Origin of the sequence: Parasphingorhabdus sp., from assembly GCF_039977335.1 — a bacterium.
Lineage (GTDB): Bacteria > Pseudomonadota > Alphaproteobacteria > Sphingomonadales > Sphingomonadaceae > Parasphingorhabdus.
The window spans coordinates 1,274,749-1,293,763 of record NZ_JBDWDI010000004.1; the positions used below are offsets into that span (position 1 = coordinate 1,274,749).

Here is a 19,015-nt window from a genome sequence, read left to right on the forward strand (position 1 = left end):
CGATATTAACCCAATTGCCCCGGAAAATGGGCCTCGTGATTGTCCGCATACCAGTCTGCGATTTCCTCGCGTTTGGGCCACCAGACACTATCATGAGACTGCACATGTGCAACAAATTCACGCAAGGCTCGGATTCGATGAGCCCGCCCGGAAACATGGGGATGCAGGCCGATATTCATGATCCGCGCGGTCTTTTTGCCGTCGGCATAGAGCGCATCAAATTCTTCAATCAGCTGGTCGCGAAACTGATCTGTCGTCAGTGATTGCCGAGTGACCATGGTGAAATCATTGATGACGTTGGAATAAGGCAGGCCAACAATCGGACCATGCTGCGTCCGGATCATGAAGGGTTGATCATCGTTCATTATGTCGCAGTAAAATTTGAACCCCTGCTCAGCCAATATTCCTGCCGTATTCATAGTGCCGCGCAACGAAGAGGATAACCAACCAACCGGCATCCGTCCGGCATGTTTTTCATAGGTCTCGATGGAGCGCAATATGACGTCTCGTTCAGCGGCTTCATCTTCTGCATAATTTGTCAGCAATTCGCCTTGTTCGAAATTATGGGCGAGTAGTTCCCATCCACGCTCCAGAACGGCGTCCGTCATGGCACCCCGCCGCTCAAAGGTCACGGCATTGGTAGTGCAACTCGCCGCAATGTTCATTTCATCAAACAATTCGAATAGCCGCCAAATGCCGACGCGCTGTCCATATTCCCGCCAACTGTAATTGGGGAAATCGGGAATATTGCCGGGTAGAATATCGGGCAGGATTGCAGGACCACCCGCATAATATGGCTTGTCGGTATCCTTGGTCAGATCCCAGGTTTCGAGATTGAAGGTAAAGATGATCGCCAGACCCTCTCCCCCTGGCCATTTGATAGGATTGCGGTGGGGCAGCGGAACATAATCATATTCGAGCATGGCGGGCTTTCTAATATTCTTCCATTAATCGCCCGAAACCGGCGATTTGGTCGGTGATGCCATTTTGGCGCAACGCATTCCAGTAGGTTGCTGTGTTAATTGCGATTACCGGTTTGCCAAGATAAAGTTCGGCTGCCGCTGCAAGCCGGGTCATCGAAAGGTTGGTACCTACTTGCACCAACGCATCCACATCATCACCATCAAGCTTTCGCAACTCCTCGCGCAAGGTGGAGGAAGGCACCTGTGCGATTGAAGTCCAACTAGGGCAGCGCAGGCAGCTGTCGCGAACGGTTTCGATGCCATAGTCGGCCATAAATTGGGCAACCTGCTGGTTGGCGGATGGATAATAAGGAGAAAGCACCGCTATTTTGCCAATTCCGCCATACGCACCAAAAGCCTCGATCAAGGATTGTGATCCGGTGCAGAGACTGAGACCCGCCTCCCGCTCAATATTCTCCCGCCATTTCAAGGCACCTTCCGCACCACCATAAAAGGTGACAGCCGACATGCCCATGACCAGATAGTCGGGATTGCAAGTTAAGACCCCTCGCACGGCCTCCAGCGTATTATTCGATATTTCGAGCGTCCCGGCCATGAACGTTTCATCCGATATGGCTTGCGCGTCTTCCACCACTATCCGGCTATAGTGATTAGTCACGCCAATTGGGCGCAGATCATCAAAATCAGGTTGAACGACTGTATTGGTGGATGGGCCAAGCACACCGAATAATTTGCGCCAGCCCAGACTATCGGGATTAGGACGCGGCTTGATCGGCATCAAACCAATTCCTTTTCCTGTTCAAGGCTTTGTATCATAGATTGGCGCAATAGAAATTCCCGCCGTGCCATCGGATCTTCATGAACCCGCTGCATCTCGTTCTTGCGCTGCTGGTGCTCCAATCCTTCGCCTCTGGAGAGATATTCCATATTTCTTATCGTTTGCGCCTGAATAAAATCATGCGTGGTTTTTCGGCGCTGCCGCTCAAACATATCGAGCAAGGTCGTTGCATCCTTGTTTCGTTTGAAAATACCAACGAATTTCTCACAAAGATTGAAGGCATCATGGATGCCGCTGTTCATTCCAAATCCACCGATCGGATTATTGAGATGGGCCGCATCACCGATAATCGCTACCCGTCCATGCATAAAGCGTTTCGCCACTCGTTGATGGACGCGATAGATGGTGCGATGTTCCGTTTCTACAGCCTCCCCATCGCCCAGCAAACCATCGAAAACCTGGTTCTTTTTCGCATCAGCCAGCAGTTCACTATCGTCCTGACCCTCTTTTGCCGGCACCAGCACCCGCCAGAGAGATGGCACCTTTAAAAGTACCATCCATTCGTCCGGATCGGACACGTAATTTACATAGCATAAATTGGGCAGTCTTTGCTCAAGAGCTTCTGTTGTCGTGTAGCAAAGAAATTTTTCGGGATAAGTGAAACCATCGAAATCGGTGTCGAGCCATTTGCGGATGATGCTGTTCGATCCGTCCGCTCCGATAAGAAATTGAGCTCGAACATGCACGATCGCGTTCGGAGTTTCCGCATATACATCCACCCCATCCTGATCCTGGTCAAAACCGATAACGCGATGGTCAAAATGGACGTCAGCATTTGGCTGGTTCAGCACATTTTCGGTTAACATCCGGGACAAGTGATATTGTTCACACTGGATACGAAAAGGAAAGTCAGTCGTATCCGCAATTTCCCCGAGATCAAAATCGATGATCTCGCCTGTATTCCGCTCTCGAAAATGGTATATTGGTGCCTTGAGGCCCCTTGCGATCAATTTCTCGGTAATCCCGAACCGATCAAGCATCTCTAGTGTCGGAGGATGAAAGGTGGACGCCCGCAAATCCTGTGCGCAATCGCTTCCGGATTCAAGCAAGATCACGTCGATTCCTTCGCTAGCCAAATAGAAAGCCGCAACGGTTCCCACGGGTCCGGCGCCAGCTATGACTATTTGCGTTCGAAGATGCTGCATCCAATAGCTCCAACCACCAATTGTTTTTGCATAGATGCCGACACCGATGCGCTGGACAGCTTTGTTCCCTAGTCTTCGCTCTGCGGTAATGCTGATTGCCCAGACTATCCGATGCGCGGATAGAAGGTGCCGTTTACAACTGATTTTTGGTCAATTTACGATCCTAGCCGTTACACGGCTGTCTCTATCTGCCGTTGGATTGCCAACGCAGTTTTTTGCAGTGGTCCAAAAAACTGCTCAACGGCTGGCCCGGCTTTCAGGGCGGAAGCGAAATAGATGATGGCCAGAGAACCGATAAGCTCGCCGTCATTTCCATGAATCGGCACAGCTATCGAAGAGGTTTTTCCCGGCTCTGCGTTATAAAGGTTGCGCATCTGCAATGCGTAACCATCAGCCCGAATTTGATTCAGGACACTATCATCATGGACAATTAAAAGCCCCTGTTTGGAGGTCTCATTGTCCGTCGCCCGCCAGCCAGTAATGATCGCTTCTCGTTCCTCGCCGCTGCAAAAGGCAAGATATGCCTTACCGGTAGCACATTCCGCAATCGGCAATGTGAAACCGGGATAGTAGTTGGAAAATGTTAGCGATGTTAATTTGTGAGTGGAATCCCGAACCATCATGCGTGTCCCGACTCTGGTCGCTAATGATATCGGCCATTTGATTTCGTTGCACAATGCTTCGATATGGGGCCGGGCTGCAACAACCAACCGGTCTTCGGCCTGAAAGCCCATGGACAACGTATGGACCAGCGCCGTAGCGCGATACCGTTTACGGGCTGACTCCCGCTCAATCAGGCCTTCGTGCAACAAGGTTTGCACGATGCGTGATGCCGTAGGATAAGGGATTTCTGCGCTCTTCGAAATTTCCATCATCGTCGCCGAGCCACTGCGATTTATGGCTGACAATACTGATATTGCCCGAGAGATTGCCCGAATGGGAACACCGCGCTCCATTAGTCATATCCTCCATGTCTATCCGTCAGGCGGATAATGTTGCATGGAATTGGGAGTCGGACAATATGCCCGCGGCTTCTAAACGAATTTTGTCCGCCTGGCGGATATGAGCCATGCCCAATCTATGTGTTCTGAATAATCCGTCTTTACTGGCTGCATGTCCATCGACACGCTCTTAAAATCAGGCGCAATTGATCGCAATAGCTGCCCGACCAGCGAAAGGCTTGTCGACTGTATAATTGCTGCCGGCAACGTGGATTTCGATGAAGGCACCATGTTTACCGCAAAGACCTTTCTGGCAGATACGCTGGCTGTCGGTGTCGCTGGCACGGTAAACCCCGCGAGCGAAAAACTATTCGATGCTGTATCTCACTGGAATGAAAGTGGGGATTGCAGAATATTGGGACGGCCGGGCGTCAGGATGTCGGCTCAATCTGCTGCGGTGATAAATGGTTTTCAAATTCATTGCCTGGAATGGGATGCTTTGCACGAACCGTCTGTCGTTATAGCATTATGTACAACGACCGCCGCATTGATTTCTGAAGCGGAATGCACCGCTTCGTCAATGGATGACATAGTCAAAGCGTTGATCATTGGAGTCGAAACGGCCGTGTTTTTTGGTGCTGGCGCCACTACCGAACCGCGCTTTTTCAGACCATCTGCCGCTGGTTTGATGGGAGCGTCAATGGCGCTGGGATATCTTCGCGGCTATTCCAGATCGCAGATGCTCGATCTTTTGGGTCTCGCCTATAGCCAAGTAGCAGGAACAATGCAGGCCCATTGGGAAGGTTCGGAGGCCTTGCCACTGCAAATCGGCCTCGCTGCGCGTTCGGCTCTCACCGCCGTGGACTTGGTAGCTGCGGGCATAAGCGGACCGCACGACGTGATCGATGGCAAGTTCGGTTACTTTAGACTGATTGAGCAAGCTGACAGTTTGGATGCTCAATTTGAACAATGGGCCCAACCTTGGAAAGTGAAGGAAGTCGCCCACAAACCCTTTCCTGCCGGCAGGGCCACACAGGCAACATTAACCGCGATAATGGATGTCTGTGATAGCGAGCAACTTGATCTGGATATGATTGAAACGATTACAGTACATGTGCCATCGCTTATCATGCTGCTGGTAGGACGCCCATATGATAGGGATATGAGCCCGGCTTATGCGCGGCTATGTCTACAATTTATCGCTCCAATGATGATCCGTGAGGGCCGCATTGATCCGCGCCGCTTTACAGCCGGAATTATGAATTCCGAACAAGTGGCCGCTGATGCGAGGAAAGTCACGATCATATTGGATGGCAACCCTGATCCCAACGCGCTCTCGCCGCAACGCATTGAGATATTGTTTAAGGACGGCCGACGAATTGAACGGGTCATTGATGCGCCCTTCGGGTCTCCCGATTTTCCAATGTCACGTACTGACCAACTCGCAAAAGCTGCATTTTGCTTCGAAGTTGCAGGCTTTGCAGACAAATCTGGAGCGCTGTTCGACAAAATTTTCAGATCCTCACATGATTTCCCGATGAAAGACGTGCTCGACATTGTCTCAGGATCAAGGGAACCGCGAGTATGAACCAGGCAAGAGAACAACTTGTGGCAACTTGCATCAAAGGGTTTTTTGAAATGTTGAATGCGCATGACCTTGAGGGTGTCATGCGAGGCATTGCCGATGATTGCGAGATGCGCATTCCAAGCAGCAATTTCACTTATACAGGTAAGGCGGCGTTGCGCGACCATCTCGAGGATTTCATTCAAAGCTTTCCATCGATCCACTTCAGGGATTTTGTCACGGCAGCCGATCCACATGAAAACCGGGTCGCAATCCGGTTCAATATCTCCCTGATCGACGATGAAGGCGAAGAAACGCATATGTCCAACTGCAACTTTTTCGAAATCCGTGAAGATGGGCAAATTGAAGACATTTTAATCTTCGCCTCTGCTCCACTGAGCAAAGGCTTTGAAGTCGGCAACAACCAATGATCCAATGGCACAACTGAAGGAATATTCTGATGGGTATCAAGCAAGAAATACAAGAAAATATGCCACTTCTGGCCGCCGGAGAGGGTGTATGGGAGGGTGTTTATCGCTATTACGATGCCGTGACCGGCGAGCTGGTCGATGCCCATAAATCCCGGCTCGTTTGTCGCATTCCTGAAGATGGCAAACCGTCGGATTACCATCAAACAAACTATTATTATTGGGACAATGGCAAGACTGAAACTAGGGACTTCCCCGCTAATTATCATGATGGCAGAATCTGGTGGGATAATGATTTGATCAAGGGTTGGGCAGCCGCCATGCAGCCAGATGATAATAACTTATCAACCTGCCTGAACTGGGTTCGCAAGGGTGAACCTGGAGTCTATCTATATGAGATGATCCAGGTCGATGAAGCGAACAAAAACCGTGCGCGCACATGGCAATGGTTTCGTGACGGCAAATGCTACATGCGCACGTTGATTGACGAGCATTTTGTCACTGAAGATTGGCAAAACTGGTCAAATTTTGAGAGCCCTACATAAACTCTTATGCATTGGATCTAGTCCTTTCTAACTCGGTTAACTAAGATGAAAAAGACCGTGCGCTAGGCGCAGAGTCAGGGTCTTGCTGAGTCCATTCAGGACAAATCGGACATTAGCGCAGAGGTTAGTTTCATTCCAATTCGATACAATTTCTAACGGCCACTTTTGCGCCTCAAACGGACGCCAAACACCTTCTCTGCATGATCGTATCGATTCCCTGAATCACACAGAGATTTCCCTGTTATGCTTGTTAGGGAATTCTTGGTCAAAACCTGCTGAAACGCCGCCTCCCAATCGTACTGCTCAGAGTAATATGATTGAATTTCGCCGAAAATCCCTGCAAATTCACGTGGAGCAGGGAATGTCGGCGGAGAGACGGGTTCGCCAGGAACTGCAACCGTCACCATATTTTTCAATGAGTTACGAGAAGTATAGGACTCAATATCGGTTTTTCCGGTAATACATCAGTTATATCCAAGACTGGACAGTCGTGGATTATTTAGACTTGAAATCGTTAAAGTGCTTATTCTCGATCAGTGCGAAAATCGGCCAATTAACTGACCGTTTCCTCTGAAACAGTTGTGCTGGCACGATCTGCACTTACCCTAGTCAAAATAGCTCCTGGAAAGTGCTCTGCTAAAACTGATTTCAACTCGCATTCGAGCGAATGCGGAGACCGCAGACCTAGGATAACCCGTTGCACCGCAGGGCACGGAAACTCCACAAGGTGTATTTTCTCGCTTATAAGATCAATGACGTTGGTGGCACTCAATCAGGAGCGATCCGTTGATGAAAAGCACGGCATTGTCCGATGGTTGCGTCCTGATTTCCCAATCCCGGGCCTTGGCCACAAAGTGCAGGGCGTGGAGCAACAGGGAGCTGATTTGGGCGAAGCGGTGCTGGTCGCTGAAGATATCAAATGGCCTACCGATGGCCTCGACCAAATACGTACCCTTCGAGATTTTCTCTCTATGGCAGAGGGCCCAACTCAAGTCCCCGAGCTATCGGCTGCGCTTGAAGGACACAACACTTCTAAACGCCGTGACCAAATCGAAGCTGTTTTGGAAACGCTCATCACCGCGGGAGCGGCGCGTGCTGCTAGTGATGGATATTTCTTGCCGCGTTGAAAATGGATAATTCTGACAGTTCGATAGTCTGTTGTCCTAATATAACGTGCTACCTCAGTGCTGCCCGGGGCATTTTCTTGCCCTATAAAATTCCATTAAGTCATTGAAAAATATGGCGCACCCGACAGGATTCGAACCTGTGACCTCTGCCTTCGGAGGGCAGCGCTCTATCCAGCTGAGCTACGGGTGCCTGGGCAATGGATGCCGCAGAAGCGCTTAGCAGCGGCTATGCTGCTTTGCCAATCACTAATTTCGCAGATGCGGGGCTATTTTAGTTGCTGATCTTTTTAAGATCGTTCTTTTCGCGTTTGGTCTTGGTAATCTCTTGAAATTTACCGAGACCGCATGCTGCGCGAGTATCAATGCGGCCAGCGGTATTGTCCAGCACGCGGATGATATCAACATTGCAAAGCCGGTTGGTTGATGTGCGGTAGGAAAAGGCTTCTTCAAAGGCCAGACCGCTGCATCTGTTCGGCAACTCGTTGCGATAAATGTCGCCGTTGCGCATTTTGAAATCGATCGTCTGATCATTAATGACATCGGTGGAACGAATCTGGGACCGGTTGATGCAGGTTTTGGGTTCACCGACTTTCTCGATGATATATTTGTCGTCTTTCGAGCTTTTCTTACCCGCATAGGCCGCTCCACCCATGATGATGGAACCGATAAGAATTGGGGCTAATAGCTTCATAAGGTATCTCCTATATATAAACGCCGACCCTCACTTTCAAAAAATACGCCTCTCAGGATTTCGGAAAGCTGAACGGTGATCTGAGCTATTGGCGGGTCAGGGCGTTTGGATCACGGCCCGATCAAGCAAGGTGCCAGTGGATCAGGGAGCAGGTGTCTTCTTTTTGAAGCGGCACAGGTCATCCAACGGACAACGCCAGCATTCCGGCTTGCGCGCTTTGCAGATATAGCGGCCATGCAGAATCAGCCAGTGATGAGCATGGACGCGGAACGGACTGGGCGTTTGTTTTTCAAGCTTTTTCTCGACCGCCAACACGGTTTTGCCCGGTGCCAGCCCGGTGCGGTTACCTACGCGAAAGATATGGGTATCCACGGCGAATGTCTCGGCACCAAAAGCGCAGTTCATCACGACATTGGCAGTTTTGCGGCCAACACCAGGCAGCTTGGTCAATTCATCGCGGTCCGCAGGAACCTCGCCATCATAGTCGGCGATCAGCAGTTCCGACAAAGCGATCACGTTTTTGGCTTTGGTATTATAAAGCCCGATGGTCTTGATATGCTCTTTCAGGTCATCAAGGCCCAGGTCCACCATTTGCTGCGGCGTTTTCACCTGTTCGAAAAGCAACCGTGTCGCCTTGTTGACGCCAATATCCGTAGATTGCGCGGACAGGGCCACTGCGACGACCAGCTGATAGACATTGCCGTAATTCAGCTCTGTCTCTGGCGATGGATTATCGGCGGCTAACCGCGAATAAAATTCAAAAATATCATCCTTTTTCATAAGCGCTTCATGGCGGCCCAGCGGCGAAAATACAATTGCTTAGACGGAGGTGACAAAGATGGTACTGTGTCGCCTGCGCGGTTTGCATATTTCTTTTGATATTAGGATATTTGTAGAAGTGTTCCAGAGCACAGTTTGATATGAGATTTTATGCTGCCAAGATGAATCAATTGCATATCGATTTACGGCCCTGAACGAAGGTCGGGGTTCTCGTGGTGAATATTCGGTTTTTGTGGTGCCGCGCGCCGCCAATCTTTGCCTCAGACATCGGCGTTGACTTGGCTGATGCGCTGTGTAAGTCTCCATGAACGCTGTAGCATGAGTTGCTGAAAGCGAGGTTAATCGAGGTCTCAGATGCCGAGTGGGCAGGACCAGGTTCCACCTAATCGGAAGAGAACTATTTAGCCGATAATCATGGTCGCAGTTAGAACTGCCATGCTGGCAGCCTCTGACGCCTTATTGGAGTGCCCCGCTAGATGTCCCCATACACTAGGCTAAGCCAGGGCATCGCCCGCGTTTCAGTCGTGGCCGCATGTGCATTTCTTTTGACTCCGGCCCTCTTCGCTTCTCAAACTGATGTTGAGAACACCAGTGAAACCCCTGTGGTAGAGCTTGAGGCTGGTATCTCGACGCTCGCGCGGGAAGAGCTTGAAGAGACCGGGTTGTCATCTCTTCAGATCGCGATCGCCCGCGACGGTGTTGTCGTATTTTCAGATGCATATGGCAAAGCCGACGTCGAATTGAACGTGGAGGCGACTCCTGAGACGCGATATCGTATCGCGTCGATCTCAAAATGGCTGACAGCCACGGCGGCCCTTCAGTTGGCAGATTCGAACGTACTGGATCTCGATGCGCCTATCCAGACTTATTGCCCGGAATACCCCGAAAAGCGCTGGCCGGTCTCGGCACGCCATCTCCTGGGGCATACATCCGGAATCCGTCATTATAGAAATTACAAGGAGGAATACGACGCCGCCGAAAGCGATGAGGAACGACAGGCCATAGAATTCCTTTACCTGAAAGACCGCCATAGCTTCGTAAAGCGGTATACAGATGTTGTTGAGCCCCTGGCCGTTTTTTCCGATGAACCACTGTTGTTCGAACCTGGTACCCAATATCTTTACACCTCGTTCGGCTATCGGGTGCTCGGCTGCGTTCTTAAGGGAGCGGCAGGACAGCCTTATAAAACCATTCTTCGAGAACAGATATTTTCCGGCATTGGCATGGATGATACGGTGGAGGACGATGCTCGGTCGATTATCCCAAACAGAGCTTCCGGATATGACCTGCAGGCCGACGGTACCCTGAGGCGTACGACAGCGAGGGACGTAAGCGAAAACCTTCCTGCCGGCGGACATTTGTCGACGGCAGAAGACCTCGTTCTTTTCGCACAGGCCTATGGACGGGGCGATTTGGTATCTGCAACCAAACAGGCGGAGATGCTTAAAGATCCGGTCGACAAGAATGGAAAGCGTCTGAACGAAGGGTATGGTTTGGGCGTCATGACGTATGCTTTTGGCGAGGATCAGCTCATCGGCCATGATGGCACTCAAGCCGGTTCAACGACGATCGTCTTTCATGCAGCGACAACCAATATATCCATAGCGATTATGACCAACACGCGCGGTTGGGGATGGCCAAGGATGCAGGAATTCGCGCGCAAAGCCTACGAAGTCGCCAAGCGCGGCACGGGCCCTTTGTTAGCTACCAAGGAATGACTAAAACAAAGGTCGATAGCCGAACTGCAGCTACCCTATCCGTAACTTCCCTTGCGCGCGCAAAACAAACCTAAATCAAAGCCCCAGCACACCATCCATCCCATAGCGGCCGGGCTGTTGCCGGGTCAGCCAGAGCGCCGCCTTGACCGCGCCGCGCGCGAAGATCATCCGGTTTTCTGCACGGTGGCCCAGTTCGATGCGCTCCTCGTCAGTGGCCAATATGACTTGATGATCCCCGGCGACCGATCCGCCGCGCAGCGATGCAAAGCCGATCGCGCCTTTGCCGCGTGCACCCGTATGGCCATCGCGGCCACGCTCGCTATGGTCGTCCAGATCAATTCCGCGCCCTTTTGCCGCGGCTTCGCCTAACAGGATGGCGGTGCCGGATGGCGCATCGACTTTGTGGCGGTGATGCATTTCGACAATTTCGATATCCCAGTCATAACCGAGGCGGGACGCGGCTTCTTTGACCAGCGCCGCCAGCATATTGACCCCCAGTGAGGTGTTGCCGGTTTGCAGCACGGCTATGGTCTGTGCAGCGGCATCGATAGACAGATGATGGGCGGGTGCAAGACCGGTGGTGCCAATCAGCATGGGCTTGCCAGCTTCAGCGCAAAGATCGAGTCGTTGACTCAGCCCATCAGGGACCGAAAAGTCGACCAGCACATCGCTATGCGCAAGCAGCTCGGCAAAATCATCGTCCTGATCCACACCCCCGGCATGGCTGAGTTCTTGCTGCTCGCCAATGGCGTTGACCAATGCATGACCCATCCGGCCTTGGCTGCCAATAATCCCGATTGCTGTCATAAGTTTCCGTCCATAGGCTTGCATTATTGTGCTTAAACTGCTGGCATAGCGGTATGCGCGAAATAAACAATATTGTCATTCTGACCGGTGCCGGGATTAGTGCGGAAAGCGGTGTTGCAACCTTTCGCGGGCCCGATGGCCTGTGGGAGGGGCACCGGGTGGAGGACGTGGCTACGCCAGAGGCGTTTCAGCGCGACCCTGTGCTGGTCCAGAAATTTTACGACGAGCGGCGCACCAAATTGCAGACTGTCCATCCCAATGCCGCGCACAAGGCGCTGGCGCGGCTGGATGCGGACTGGGGCGGGGATCTTTTGCTGGTCACGCAAAATGTCGATGATCTCCATGACCGCGCGGGATCACAGCGGTTGCTCCATATGCATGGGGAGCTTTTAAGCGGATTATGTCTGGCTTGCGGTGAGCGTTCTGCCGTTACCGAAAATCTGTCGGGCGGTCCCGCCTGTCCTCATTGCGATCAGATCGCACTCAGGCCCGATATCGTCTGGTTTGGCGAAATGCCGTACCAGATGGAGCGCATTGAGCTGGCTTTGGCGCAATGTGATTTGTTCGTTTCAATCGGTACGTCTGGCGCTGTTTATCCGGCGGCGGGGTTTGTCCGGTCAGCACAACATTACGGGGCGCAGACCTTGGAGATGAATCTCGATCCCTCTGACGGCAGCCTGTATTTTGACGAAAGCCGGATGGGTAAAGCGGGGAAGCTGGTTCCGGCCTGGGTCGAGGATATTTTGAGCGATGGTTGAAATGAAGGGCCAGTGTCATTGCGGCGCGGTGCAGATCACGGTTCCGTCACCGCCAACAGAAAGAGTGCAGTGTAATTGCTCATGGTGCACGAAAAGCGGCTGGACCGGAGGATATTGGAATCCATCGGCCGTGACGGTCGATGCAAAGCCCGAGGTGCTAAATGGGCATGTGCAGGGCGACAAGACCATCACGTTGTGGAATTGCAAAATCTGCGGTTCCCATACCCACTGGACGCCGCTCACAGCCCTGCCCGAGCGCATGGGCGTCAATATGCGGATGTTTGATCCGAAAGACTGGCACCACTTGCCGGTTCGGAAAGTCGATGGTGCCAGTTTCTAGATCAGCACGTCAGTTGAGCAGATTGACCGTTACAAACAGATAGATCACCCAAAGCGCCATCGCGAGGATGGATAGCGTGGAGCCCATCACGCCCAGCTGGCGAAACTTGACCGTCTTGTCGGCAAAATGTTGATACATGCCGTATATGTGGACCACGCGCGCGACAAGAAAAAGCCCGGCCAGTCCGGTTAGAGCCCAGTGATGGGCGTTGGTCATTTCGAGCAAGGCGAGCAATAAAATCGCCATTGGTGCATTTTCGATCAGGTTAGAATGACAGCCGCGCACCATATCCATTTTCGGATCACTGCCAGCACCGAAACCGGTTTCGGTGCGCAGCCGCTGGCCGACCACCTTGAACAGTAGAAATATCATCAACAAGGCGCAGATAGCGGCGGTTAAGGCGGTTACTGGTAATGTCATAAACGTGTCTCCCCTGTTGCCATCGACAATTGCGCAATATCGGGAGAAAGGCAATTAGCTGTCTTGTTGCTAGCTGTCTGGCAGCGTCCCGCAGCTTTTGCATTCCGGGTCCTTGGGCAGATTGATACTGCGCATTGAGGGTTTGAGACCGTCGAACAGTTGCAACTTGCCGGCCGGATCATCGCCGAAGCCGGTGACAACCCGGATCGCTTCCATCGCGGCAAAGCTGCCCATCAGGCCCACCATGGCCCCTAATACGCCAACTTCGGAACAATTGTCACAATCATCCGGGTCGAGTGCGTCGCCGACAAAACAGCGATAGCAGGGCTTGTCATCTTCCCAGCCACGAAATATTCCGAGCTGGCCCTGAAACTGCCCGATAGCAGCCGACACCAACGGAACGCGATGGCCGAGCGAATAGTCCGACACCAAAAGCCGGGTCTGATAATTGTCGGAACCGTCCAGTATGACGTCAAACTGCCCAAAAAATGCTGCAGCATCATCAGAAAAATGCTGCGCGGTAAGTCTTTGATTAACTATATTAATTGCGACATCAGGATTGATTTTTTGTGCTGCTTTTTTTGCGACATCAACTTTTGGCAATCCGATGTCTTCTGTAGTGAACAAAACCTGACGCTGAAGGTTAGATAGCGACACCACATCATCATCAATAATCGTGAGGCCGCCAATTCCAGCAGCGGCCAGATATTGAATCGCGGGACAACCGATACCGCCCGCGCCGATGATCAATATATGAGCGTCGAGAATCTTCTTCTGACCGATGCCGCCTATGTCTCTAAGGACAATATGGCGGGCATAACGGTCAAGCTGTTCGTCGGTTAAATCGCTCATTCAGGCCAGTGAAAATGCATCGCTGTTTTATACCAAGTGGCTTTCTGGCCGCCGCTCAACGGACCTGCTTTACCAACATATTTGGTCAAATGATTGACGGTGTAGGTTTCCAGTTCCCGGCAACCGCTTTCGACTGGTACGACCTTCATCAATTCTCCGTCCGGCGCTACCAAAATGGCTGCCTCAATCTTGGCATAAACCCATCGCTCTGCCGTGGGGAACTTGCAATTGGCCTTCTTTGCCGCGCGTTCAGCTGCCATCTCATGACGCTGCGCATAGTAAATTGGTTTCCTAAATTGCGCCGTTTCGAGCACTGAATAGTCTGCTGGCATAGCAGTCGCAAGGTTAACGTCCTGTGTCGTTGTCGTAGCAAGAACCATAGCAAAAAGAAGGTCAATCATAGGTCATTCCTTTCCAAAAAACGTGCAATTCGCAAACTATACACCGGTGGAACCGAAACCACCAGTACCGCGTGCAGTATCATCAAGTATTTCTACTTCCACCAAATTTCCTCGTTGCACCGGTGCTACGACGATCTGCGCAATTCGGTCGCCGCGTTCGATGATGAATTCCTCTTCGCCAAGATTGGCCAATATCACCTTTATCTCTCCGCGATAGTCGCTGTCGATTGTCCCGGGCGAGTTGAGAACGGATATACCCTTTTTTAGTGCCAATCCAGAGCGGGGACGCACCTGCACTTCATATCCTTCGGGAATGGCAAACGCGAAACCGGTACCGACCAGACCACGCTTTCCCGGAGCAATAGAGGCTGCTTCAGCAGCACGGACATCCATGCCGGCCGAGCCGCTGGTTTCATAACTGGGCAAAGGCAGATCGCCAGCGCCGTCGAGCCGTTTTACGGCTATCTCGATCGGTTCAAACATTAGTCCCTCAAATTTCTTCGATGATTTTGCTTACCAGACGCCGTGCGACTTCTGGTTTGGGAAGGCGTTCCCATATTTCGGTGCCATCAGCGGTAACAATATGCACGCTGTTCTCTGCACCGCCCATGACGTCGCCAGACACATCGTTGGCGATAATCCAGTCACAGCCCTTTTTGGCTAGCTTCGCACGGGCATGTTCCTCGATCTTTTCGGTTTCAGCGGCAAAGCCGATGAGCAGGCCGGGGCGATTTTCATGCCGCGCAAGACCGGCCAATATGTCAGGGTTTTCGATCAGTGCGAGCGGTGCGGGTGCATCGCCCTTTTGCTTCTTGATTTTCTGTTCCGCGCGCGCGTCGGCTCGCCAATCGGCAACGGCGGCCACCATGATCGCAACATCGGAGGGTAAAGCGTCCTGCACGGCGGCTTCCATTTCCAAGGCCGTCTCTACATCGACCCGCATCACACCTGCAGGTGTTGGCAGATGAACCGGCCCAGCCACCAAGGTCACTTGTGCGCCCGCTTCCGCGGCAGCAGCAGCAATCGCAAAGCCCTGACGACCAGACGACCGGTTGGCAATATAGCGCACTGGATCAATCGGTTCGCGCGTTGGGCCTGCGGTTATAAGTACATGTTTACCGTGAAGTGGCCGATGTTGGTCGGGTGCAAAGGCAGGCTGCCCTTCCAGCGGATTACGACCGAGTTCATTTTCACCAACGAGTGAGGAAGAATCAGTCGATTCACCAAGGTGGCGCATAATCTCAGCCATCACAGCCGGCGGTTCGGGCAAGCGGCCCGGACCAAATTCACCGCAAGCCATATCGCCTTCATCGGGCGGCATCACGACAAGCCCATCAGCGCGCAATTGTTCTATGTTGCGCTGGGTCGCCGGATGATCCCACATGCGCACGTTCATGGCGGGTACGGCCAGCACCTGCGTATCGGTTGCGAGTAACAAGGTTGTCGCCAGATCGTCAGCAATGCCGCCCGCCATCTTCGCCAGCAAATTAGCCGTCGCGGGACAAACCACCACCAGATCCGCCTCACGGGACAATTGGATATGCCCCATCTCGGTTTCGTCTTTCAGCGACCAGAGCGTCGTGTGCACTTCATTTTCGGAGAGGGCCGCCAATGTCATCGGCGTCACAAATTGCGCGCCCGATTCGGTGAGAACACAGCGGACCGTCATCCCAGCCTTCTTGATCAGGCGGATCAGCTCGCTGGCTTTATAGGCCGCGATGCCGCCGCCGATGATCAGCAGGATATGTTTGGGTTCGTTCATGATTGCGATTGTGGCCTGCTATATTCGGAGAGTCCAGTCACTGACCGGCAGATTGTTTTTGGAATGTTGTTTTGTTGAATTCTCTCCATCCGTCATCGGTCAAAAGCCAGTCGGTAACCTGGAGCCCGCCATCAGGCAGCAAAAGATATTCCGTGAGACCCTGCTTGCTTCCGGCTTCGCCCCAGATCGTTCTCAGACGATCGCCTTTAACCTTTCCGTTCAACGGATGAAGATCGCCGCTATTATCTACCCAATAGCCGGTGACATCAGGCCGATCCGCCATTCGATAGTGGCCAATCCCGGTAAAGCCTTCTTCCGCTTTTCCGGTCGTCGAAAAGCTGTAGTCGATACGATAAAAATGGTCGCCCAGCGTCTTGGACCAGACCATCTTGGATTGCGCTTTTTCGTAAAAACTATTGCCAGTGGCGCGCCATGTGCCGTCGAGTTTTTCAAAAAGAGATGTCTCGCTCTGCGCCAAGACCGGATTGATGACCATGAAGAATGCCGCTGCCAATATCATTATATATCGCAAGATCATTTTTACCCCCACATCCATAGCGCGCCCGCACCAGCCGACGCTGCTATAACAGCTGTCAGGGCATAACGCCAAAACCCTCCGCCATTGCTCGGCTTGCTTCTGTCCCAGAGCAACTCGACGTCAGCCACCGGCGGAGGCGGCGGAGCGCCGCCTTGGCGCGGAAGCTGTTGATCGAGCCGCCGCACAATGTCGGGCAGCATCATCAGCGTATCCATGTCAGAATTAATCCGGTCGGCTATGGCCGCTTCCGGCCCCAATTCACCCCGAATCCAGTTTTTCACATAGGGTCCGCTAGCGTCCCACATATTGATGCTGGGATTAAGATCGGTCGCTATCCCCTCAACCATCACCATGGTTTTCTGCAGCAGCAGCAGATGCGGCTGGGTTTCCATATCAAAATCGCGGGTGATGGCGAATAGGCCATCGAGCATATCACCGACCGAAAGCTCGCTCACCGGCTTGCCGCGCATCGGCTCACCAACGGCCCGCAGCGCTGTTGCGAAATCCTCCATGCTATGATGGTCGGGCACATATTGCGCTTCAAAGTGGATTTCCGCGACGCGCTTATAGTTGCCGGTGGTCAGGCCGTATAAAATCTCCGCCAACCAGAAACGCGCTTTCTTGTTGATCCGTCCCATAATGCCAAAATCGATCGCGACAATGGTCCCGTCGGCTTTCACGAACAAATTTCCCTGATGCATATCGGCGTGGAAATAGCCCGCCTCAATCGCCTGTTTCAGGAACGTGTGGACCAGCCGATTGGCAATATCATTCAAATCATGACCAGCGGCGATCAGATCATCGCGGCGCGAAATCTTGATACCATCGACCCAATCTAGCGTCAGCACCCGGCCAGATGTCCGGTCCCAGTCAATCGACGGAATTTCAAATTGCTCGACATTGGCCATATGCTCATCAAGCTCAGAGGCAGAGGCTGCTTCGCGGCGGAGGTCCAGCTCGCGCATGGTCCAACGCCGGAAATTGGCAATAACCAATTGCGGGCGGAGCCGTTTCGCCTCGCCGCCCATGGCTTCGAGATGGGCGGCCGCCCATTCATAGGTTTCGATATCCGAAGTGAATTTCTTGATAATACCAGGGCGCAGCACTTTTACCGCGACGTCCTTGCCTTCAATAGTGGTCGCGCGGTGGACCTGCGCAATAGACGCAGCGCCCACCGGTTCAGGGTCGATATGGCTGTAAAGCGCGTCGACCGGCTTTCCGAGGCTTCCCTCAATTTCATTCTTGATACTGTCGAAGGAAACTGGCGGCAGATTATCCTGCAATTGCAGAAGATCGCGCGCGGCCTCCTCGCCAATAATATCGGGCCGCGTTGCCAATGTCTGCCCCAGCTTGATCGCAGCAGGACCGATAGCCTGAAGCGCTGCGGAGTAATTGGGCGTCTTTGGCTGGATCGTACCCAGCCGGGCAATCCGAAACAAACGGCGCACTTGCGGCGGTGTCGTCTTATGCTTTTCTATATCGCGCAACGCACCGTGCTTGGCGAGCGTGCGGCCCCATTTGAGCAGGCGAAAGATATGGGTTCGGGATGATGTCATGCTATGAAAATGCTCAGACTTTCCAGCCGCTATGGATGGCGACCAGCCCGCCCATCATCGGCTCGACCTTGGTCTGCCCAAAGCCGGCATCTTCAATCATAGCGCGAAATTTCTCCATCGGCGGAAAGCGGTCAATGGACTCGGCCAGATAGCGATAGCTGTCTTCATCGCCGGCCACAGCCTTGCCAATTTTTGGCAGCACCCGATGCGAGTAAAAATCATAAACCTTGTCAAATCCGGGCCACAGCGTCTTGGAAAATTCCATGCAGTAGAAACGTCCGCCATAGCGCAACACGCGATGGGCTTCGGCCAGCGCTTTTTCGATATGGGTGACATTGCGGATACCGAAGACGATTGTATAGGCGTCGAAATGGGCATCCGGGAAGTTCAGTTCCTCGGCATTCTGTTCGCTCCAGACTAACCGCCCCTCTCCTTTCTTTATCGCCCGGTCGAGACCTTCCGACAGCATGTCGGGGTTGATATCGGCAACCGTAATATTCGCGCCGCTATCGACCATCCGAAACGCAATGTCGCCGGTACCGCCAGCCATATCGAGTATTTCTTCCCCTGCCCGCGGTTTTACCCGGCGCGCAAAGCGATCCTTCCACAGCCGGTGCGTGCCCGCACTCATGGCGTCGTTCATCACATCATATTTGCTCGCGACGTTGGAAAAGACCTGACCGACACGGCCGACCTTTGCCTCTTCATCTACCTCTTCATAGCCGAAGGAGACTGTCTTGGTTTCGATCATAAGATGGTTGCTCACGCCCTTGGAATTATGCCCCCGAAAAACATGGCGAAATCTACATGGCAGAATCGATGAGTTGGGGTTTTCGATGACAAGCATTAGACGACGCTTGGCAGCACTGCAATCACCCTGT

At 52.6% G+C, this 19,015-nt stretch carries 22 protein-coding genes and 1 tRNA gene; 7 read left to right on the forward strand and 16 right to left on the reverse strand.

What is annotated here, in order from left to right; genetic code table 11:
• Positions 1-5: 5 nt before the first annotated feature.
• The 4 genes from ABJM21_RS13430 to ABJM21_RS13445 form a co-directional block, all read right to left on the reverse strand.
• Positions 6-923, reverse strand: a complete 918-nt coding sequence (locus ABJM21_RS13430; RefSeq protein WP_348300508.1) for a polysaccharide deacetylase — start codon at positions 921-923, stop codon at positions 6-8.
• 10 nt (positions 924-933) lie between these two features.
• Positions 934-1,701, reverse strand: coding sequence for an arylmalonate decarboxylase (locus ABJM21_RS13435; RefSeq protein ID WP_348300509.1), 768 nt, complete (start codon positions 1,699-1,701; stop codon positions 934-936).
• Positions 1,701-2,906: an NAD(P)/FAD-dependent oxidoreductase gene (locus ABJM21_RS13440; protein WP_348300510.1), complete on the reverse strand. Its 1,206-nt coding sequence runs from the start codon at positions 2,904-2,906 to the stop codon at positions 1,701-1,703. Before ABJM21_RS13440 ends, ABJM21_RS13435 begins: the two co-directional genes overlap by 1 nt.
• 170 nt (positions 2,907-3,076) lie before the next feature.
• Complete coding sequence (locus ABJM21_RS13445; RefSeq protein WP_348300511.1) at positions 3,077-3,862, reverse strand: IclR family transcriptional regulator C-terminal domain-containing protein; 786 nt, start codon at positions 3,860-3,862, stop codon at positions 3,077-3,079.
• A gap of 157 nt (positions 3,863-4,019) precedes the next feature.
• On the opposite strand from ABJM21_RS13445, the gene ABJM21_RS13450 reads away from it, so the two are divergent.
• From ABJM21_RS13450 to ABJM21_RS13465, 4 genes are all read left to right on the forward strand, one after another.
• A complete protein-coding gene (locus ABJM21_RS13450) occupies positions 4,020-5,435 on the forward strand; it encodes an MmgE/PrpD family protein (protein WP_348300512.1) in 1,416 nt (471 codons plus the stop codon).
• A complete protein-coding gene (locus tag ABJM21_RS13455) occupies positions 5,432-5,842 on the forward strand; it encodes a nuclear transport factor 2 family protein (protein WP_348300513.1) in 411 nt (136 codons plus the stop codon). The genes ABJM21_RS13450 and ABJM21_RS13455 overlap by 4 nt, the downstream gene beginning before the upstream one ends.
• Before the next feature lie 29 nt (positions 5,843-5,871).
• Positions 5,872-6,384 (forward strand): DUF3598 domain-containing protein, encoded by a 513-nt coding sequence (locus ABJM21_RS13460; RefSeq protein WP_348300514.1) that lies wholly within the window; start codon positions 5,872-5,874, stop codon positions 6,382-6,384.
• A gap of 752 nt (positions 6,385-7,136) precedes the next feature.
• Positions 7,137-7,511: a hypothetical protein gene (locus ABJM21_RS13465; protein ID WP_348300515.1), complete on the forward strand. Its 375-nt coding sequence runs from the start codon at positions 7,137-7,139 to the stop codon at positions 7,509-7,511.
• 113 nt (positions 7,512-7,624) lie between these two features.
• On the opposite strand, the gene ABJM21_RS13470 is transcribed toward ABJM21_RS13465, so the two are convergent.
• The 3 genes from ABJM21_RS13470 to nth form a co-directional block, all read right to left on the reverse strand.
• Positions 7,625-7,701, reverse strand: a tRNA-Arg gene (locus tag ABJM21_RS13470).
• A gap of 81 nt (positions 7,702-7,782) precedes the next feature.
• Positions 7,783-8,202, reverse strand: a complete 420-nt coding sequence (locus ABJM21_RS13475; protein WP_348300516.1) for a hypothetical protein — start codon at positions 8,200-8,202, stop codon at positions 7,783-7,785.
• Positions 8,203-8,343: 141 nt separating this feature from the next.
• The gene (gene nth, locus ABJM21_RS13480; protein WP_348300517.1) at positions 8,344-8,982 is read right to left on the reverse strand and encodes an endonuclease III; all 639 of its coding nucleotides are present in this window, start codon (positions 8,980-8,982) and stop codon (positions 8,344-8,346) included.
• A 476-nt stretch (positions 8,983-9,458) separates the two neighbouring features.
• On the opposite strand from nth, the gene ABJM21_RS13485 reads away from it, so the two are divergent.
• Positions 9,459-10,700 carry a serine hydrolase domain-containing protein gene (locus ABJM21_RS13485; RefSeq protein WP_348300518.1) on the forward strand — a complete coding sequence of 414 codons (1,242 nt, stop codon included), beginning with the start codon at positions 9,459-9,461 and terminating at the stop codon, positions 10,698-10,700.
• 75 nt (positions 10,701-10,775) lie between these two features.
• Here the strand turns inward: ABJM21_RS13485 and dapB are convergent, their stop codons facing one another.
• A complete protein-coding gene (gene dapB, locus ABJM21_RS13490; RefSeq protein ID WP_348300519.1) occupies positions 10,776-11,507 on the reverse strand; it encodes a 4-hydroxy-tetrahydrodipicolinate reductase in 732 nt (243 codons plus the stop codon).
• 53 nt (positions 11,508-11,560) lie between these two features.
• Between dapB and ABJM21_RS13495 the strand changes: the two genes are divergently transcribed.
• Both ABJM21_RS13495 and ABJM21_RS13500 read left to right on the forward strand, forming a co-directional pair.
• Positions 11,561-12,265: an NAD-dependent deacylase gene (locus tag ABJM21_RS13495; protein WP_348300520.1), complete on the forward strand. Its 705-nt coding sequence runs from the start codon at positions 11,561-11,563 to the stop codon at positions 12,263-12,265.
• Positions 12,258-12,605, forward strand: a complete 348-nt coding sequence (locus ABJM21_RS13500) for a GFA family protein (RefSeq protein WP_348300521.1) — start codon at positions 12,258-12,260, stop codon at positions 12,603-12,605. Before ABJM21_RS13495 ends, ABJM21_RS13500 begins: the two co-directional genes overlap by 8 nt.
• Before the next feature lie 9 nt (positions 12,606-12,614).
• Here ABJM21_RS13500 and ABJM21_RS13505 read toward each other — a convergent pair whose 3' ends face one another.
• The 8 genes from ABJM21_RS13505 to ABJM21_RS13540 all read right to left on the reverse strand — a co-directional run bounded on the left by ABJM21_RS13505 (position 12,615) and on the right by ABJM21_RS13540 (position 18,885).
• A complete protein-coding gene (locus ABJM21_RS13505; RefSeq protein ID WP_348300522.1) occupies positions 12,615-13,025 on the reverse strand; it encodes an MAPEG family protein in 411 nt (136 codons plus the stop codon).
• Between the two features lie 69 nt (positions 13,026-13,094).
• Positions 13,095-13,877 (reverse strand): HesA/MoeB/ThiF family protein, encoded by a 783-nt coding sequence (locus ABJM21_RS13510; protein ID WP_348300523.1) that lies wholly within the window; start codon positions 13,875-13,877, stop codon positions 13,095-13,097.
• Positions 13,874-14,278, reverse strand: coding sequence for a hypothetical protein (locus ABJM21_RS13515; RefSeq protein ID WP_348300524.1), 405 nt, complete (start codon positions 14,276-14,278; stop codon positions 13,874-13,876). Before ABJM21_RS13515 ends, ABJM21_RS13510 begins: the two co-directional genes overlap by 4 nt.
• Positions 14,279-14,314: 36 nt before the next feature.
• The gene (gene dut, locus ABJM21_RS13520) at positions 14,315-14,761 is read right to left on the reverse strand and encodes a dUTP diphosphatase (protein WP_348300525.1); all 447 of its coding nucleotides are present in this window, start codon (positions 14,759-14,761) and stop codon (positions 14,315-14,317) included.
• Positions 14,762-14,768: 7 nt separating this feature from the next.
• A complete protein-coding gene (locus ABJM21_RS13525; RefSeq protein WP_348300526.1) occupies positions 14,769-16,040 on the reverse strand; it encodes a bifunctional phosphopantothenoylcysteine decarboxylase/phosphopantothenate synthase in 1,272 nt (423 codons plus the stop codon).
• Positions 16,041-16,077: 37 nt separating this feature from the next.
• A complete protein-coding gene (locus ABJM21_RS13530; RefSeq protein ID WP_348300527.1) occupies positions 16,078-16,578 on the reverse strand; it encodes a hypothetical protein in 501 nt (166 codons plus the stop codon).
• A 2-nt stretch (positions 16,579-16,580) separates the two neighbouring features.
• Positions 16,581-18,134 (reverse strand): 2-polyprenylphenol 6-hydroxylase, encoded by a 1,554-nt coding sequence (ubiB, locus tag ABJM21_RS13535; RefSeq protein ID WP_348300528.1) that lies wholly within the window; start codon positions 18,132-18,134, stop codon positions 16,581-16,583.
• Positions 18,135-18,147: 13 nt separating this feature from the next.
• Complete coding sequence (locus tag ABJM21_RS13540; RefSeq protein WP_348300529.1) at positions 18,148-18,885, reverse strand: class I SAM-dependent methyltransferase; 738 nt, start codon at positions 18,883-18,885, stop codon at positions 18,148-18,150.
• Between the last annotated feature and the right edge of the window lie 130 nt (positions 18,886-19,015).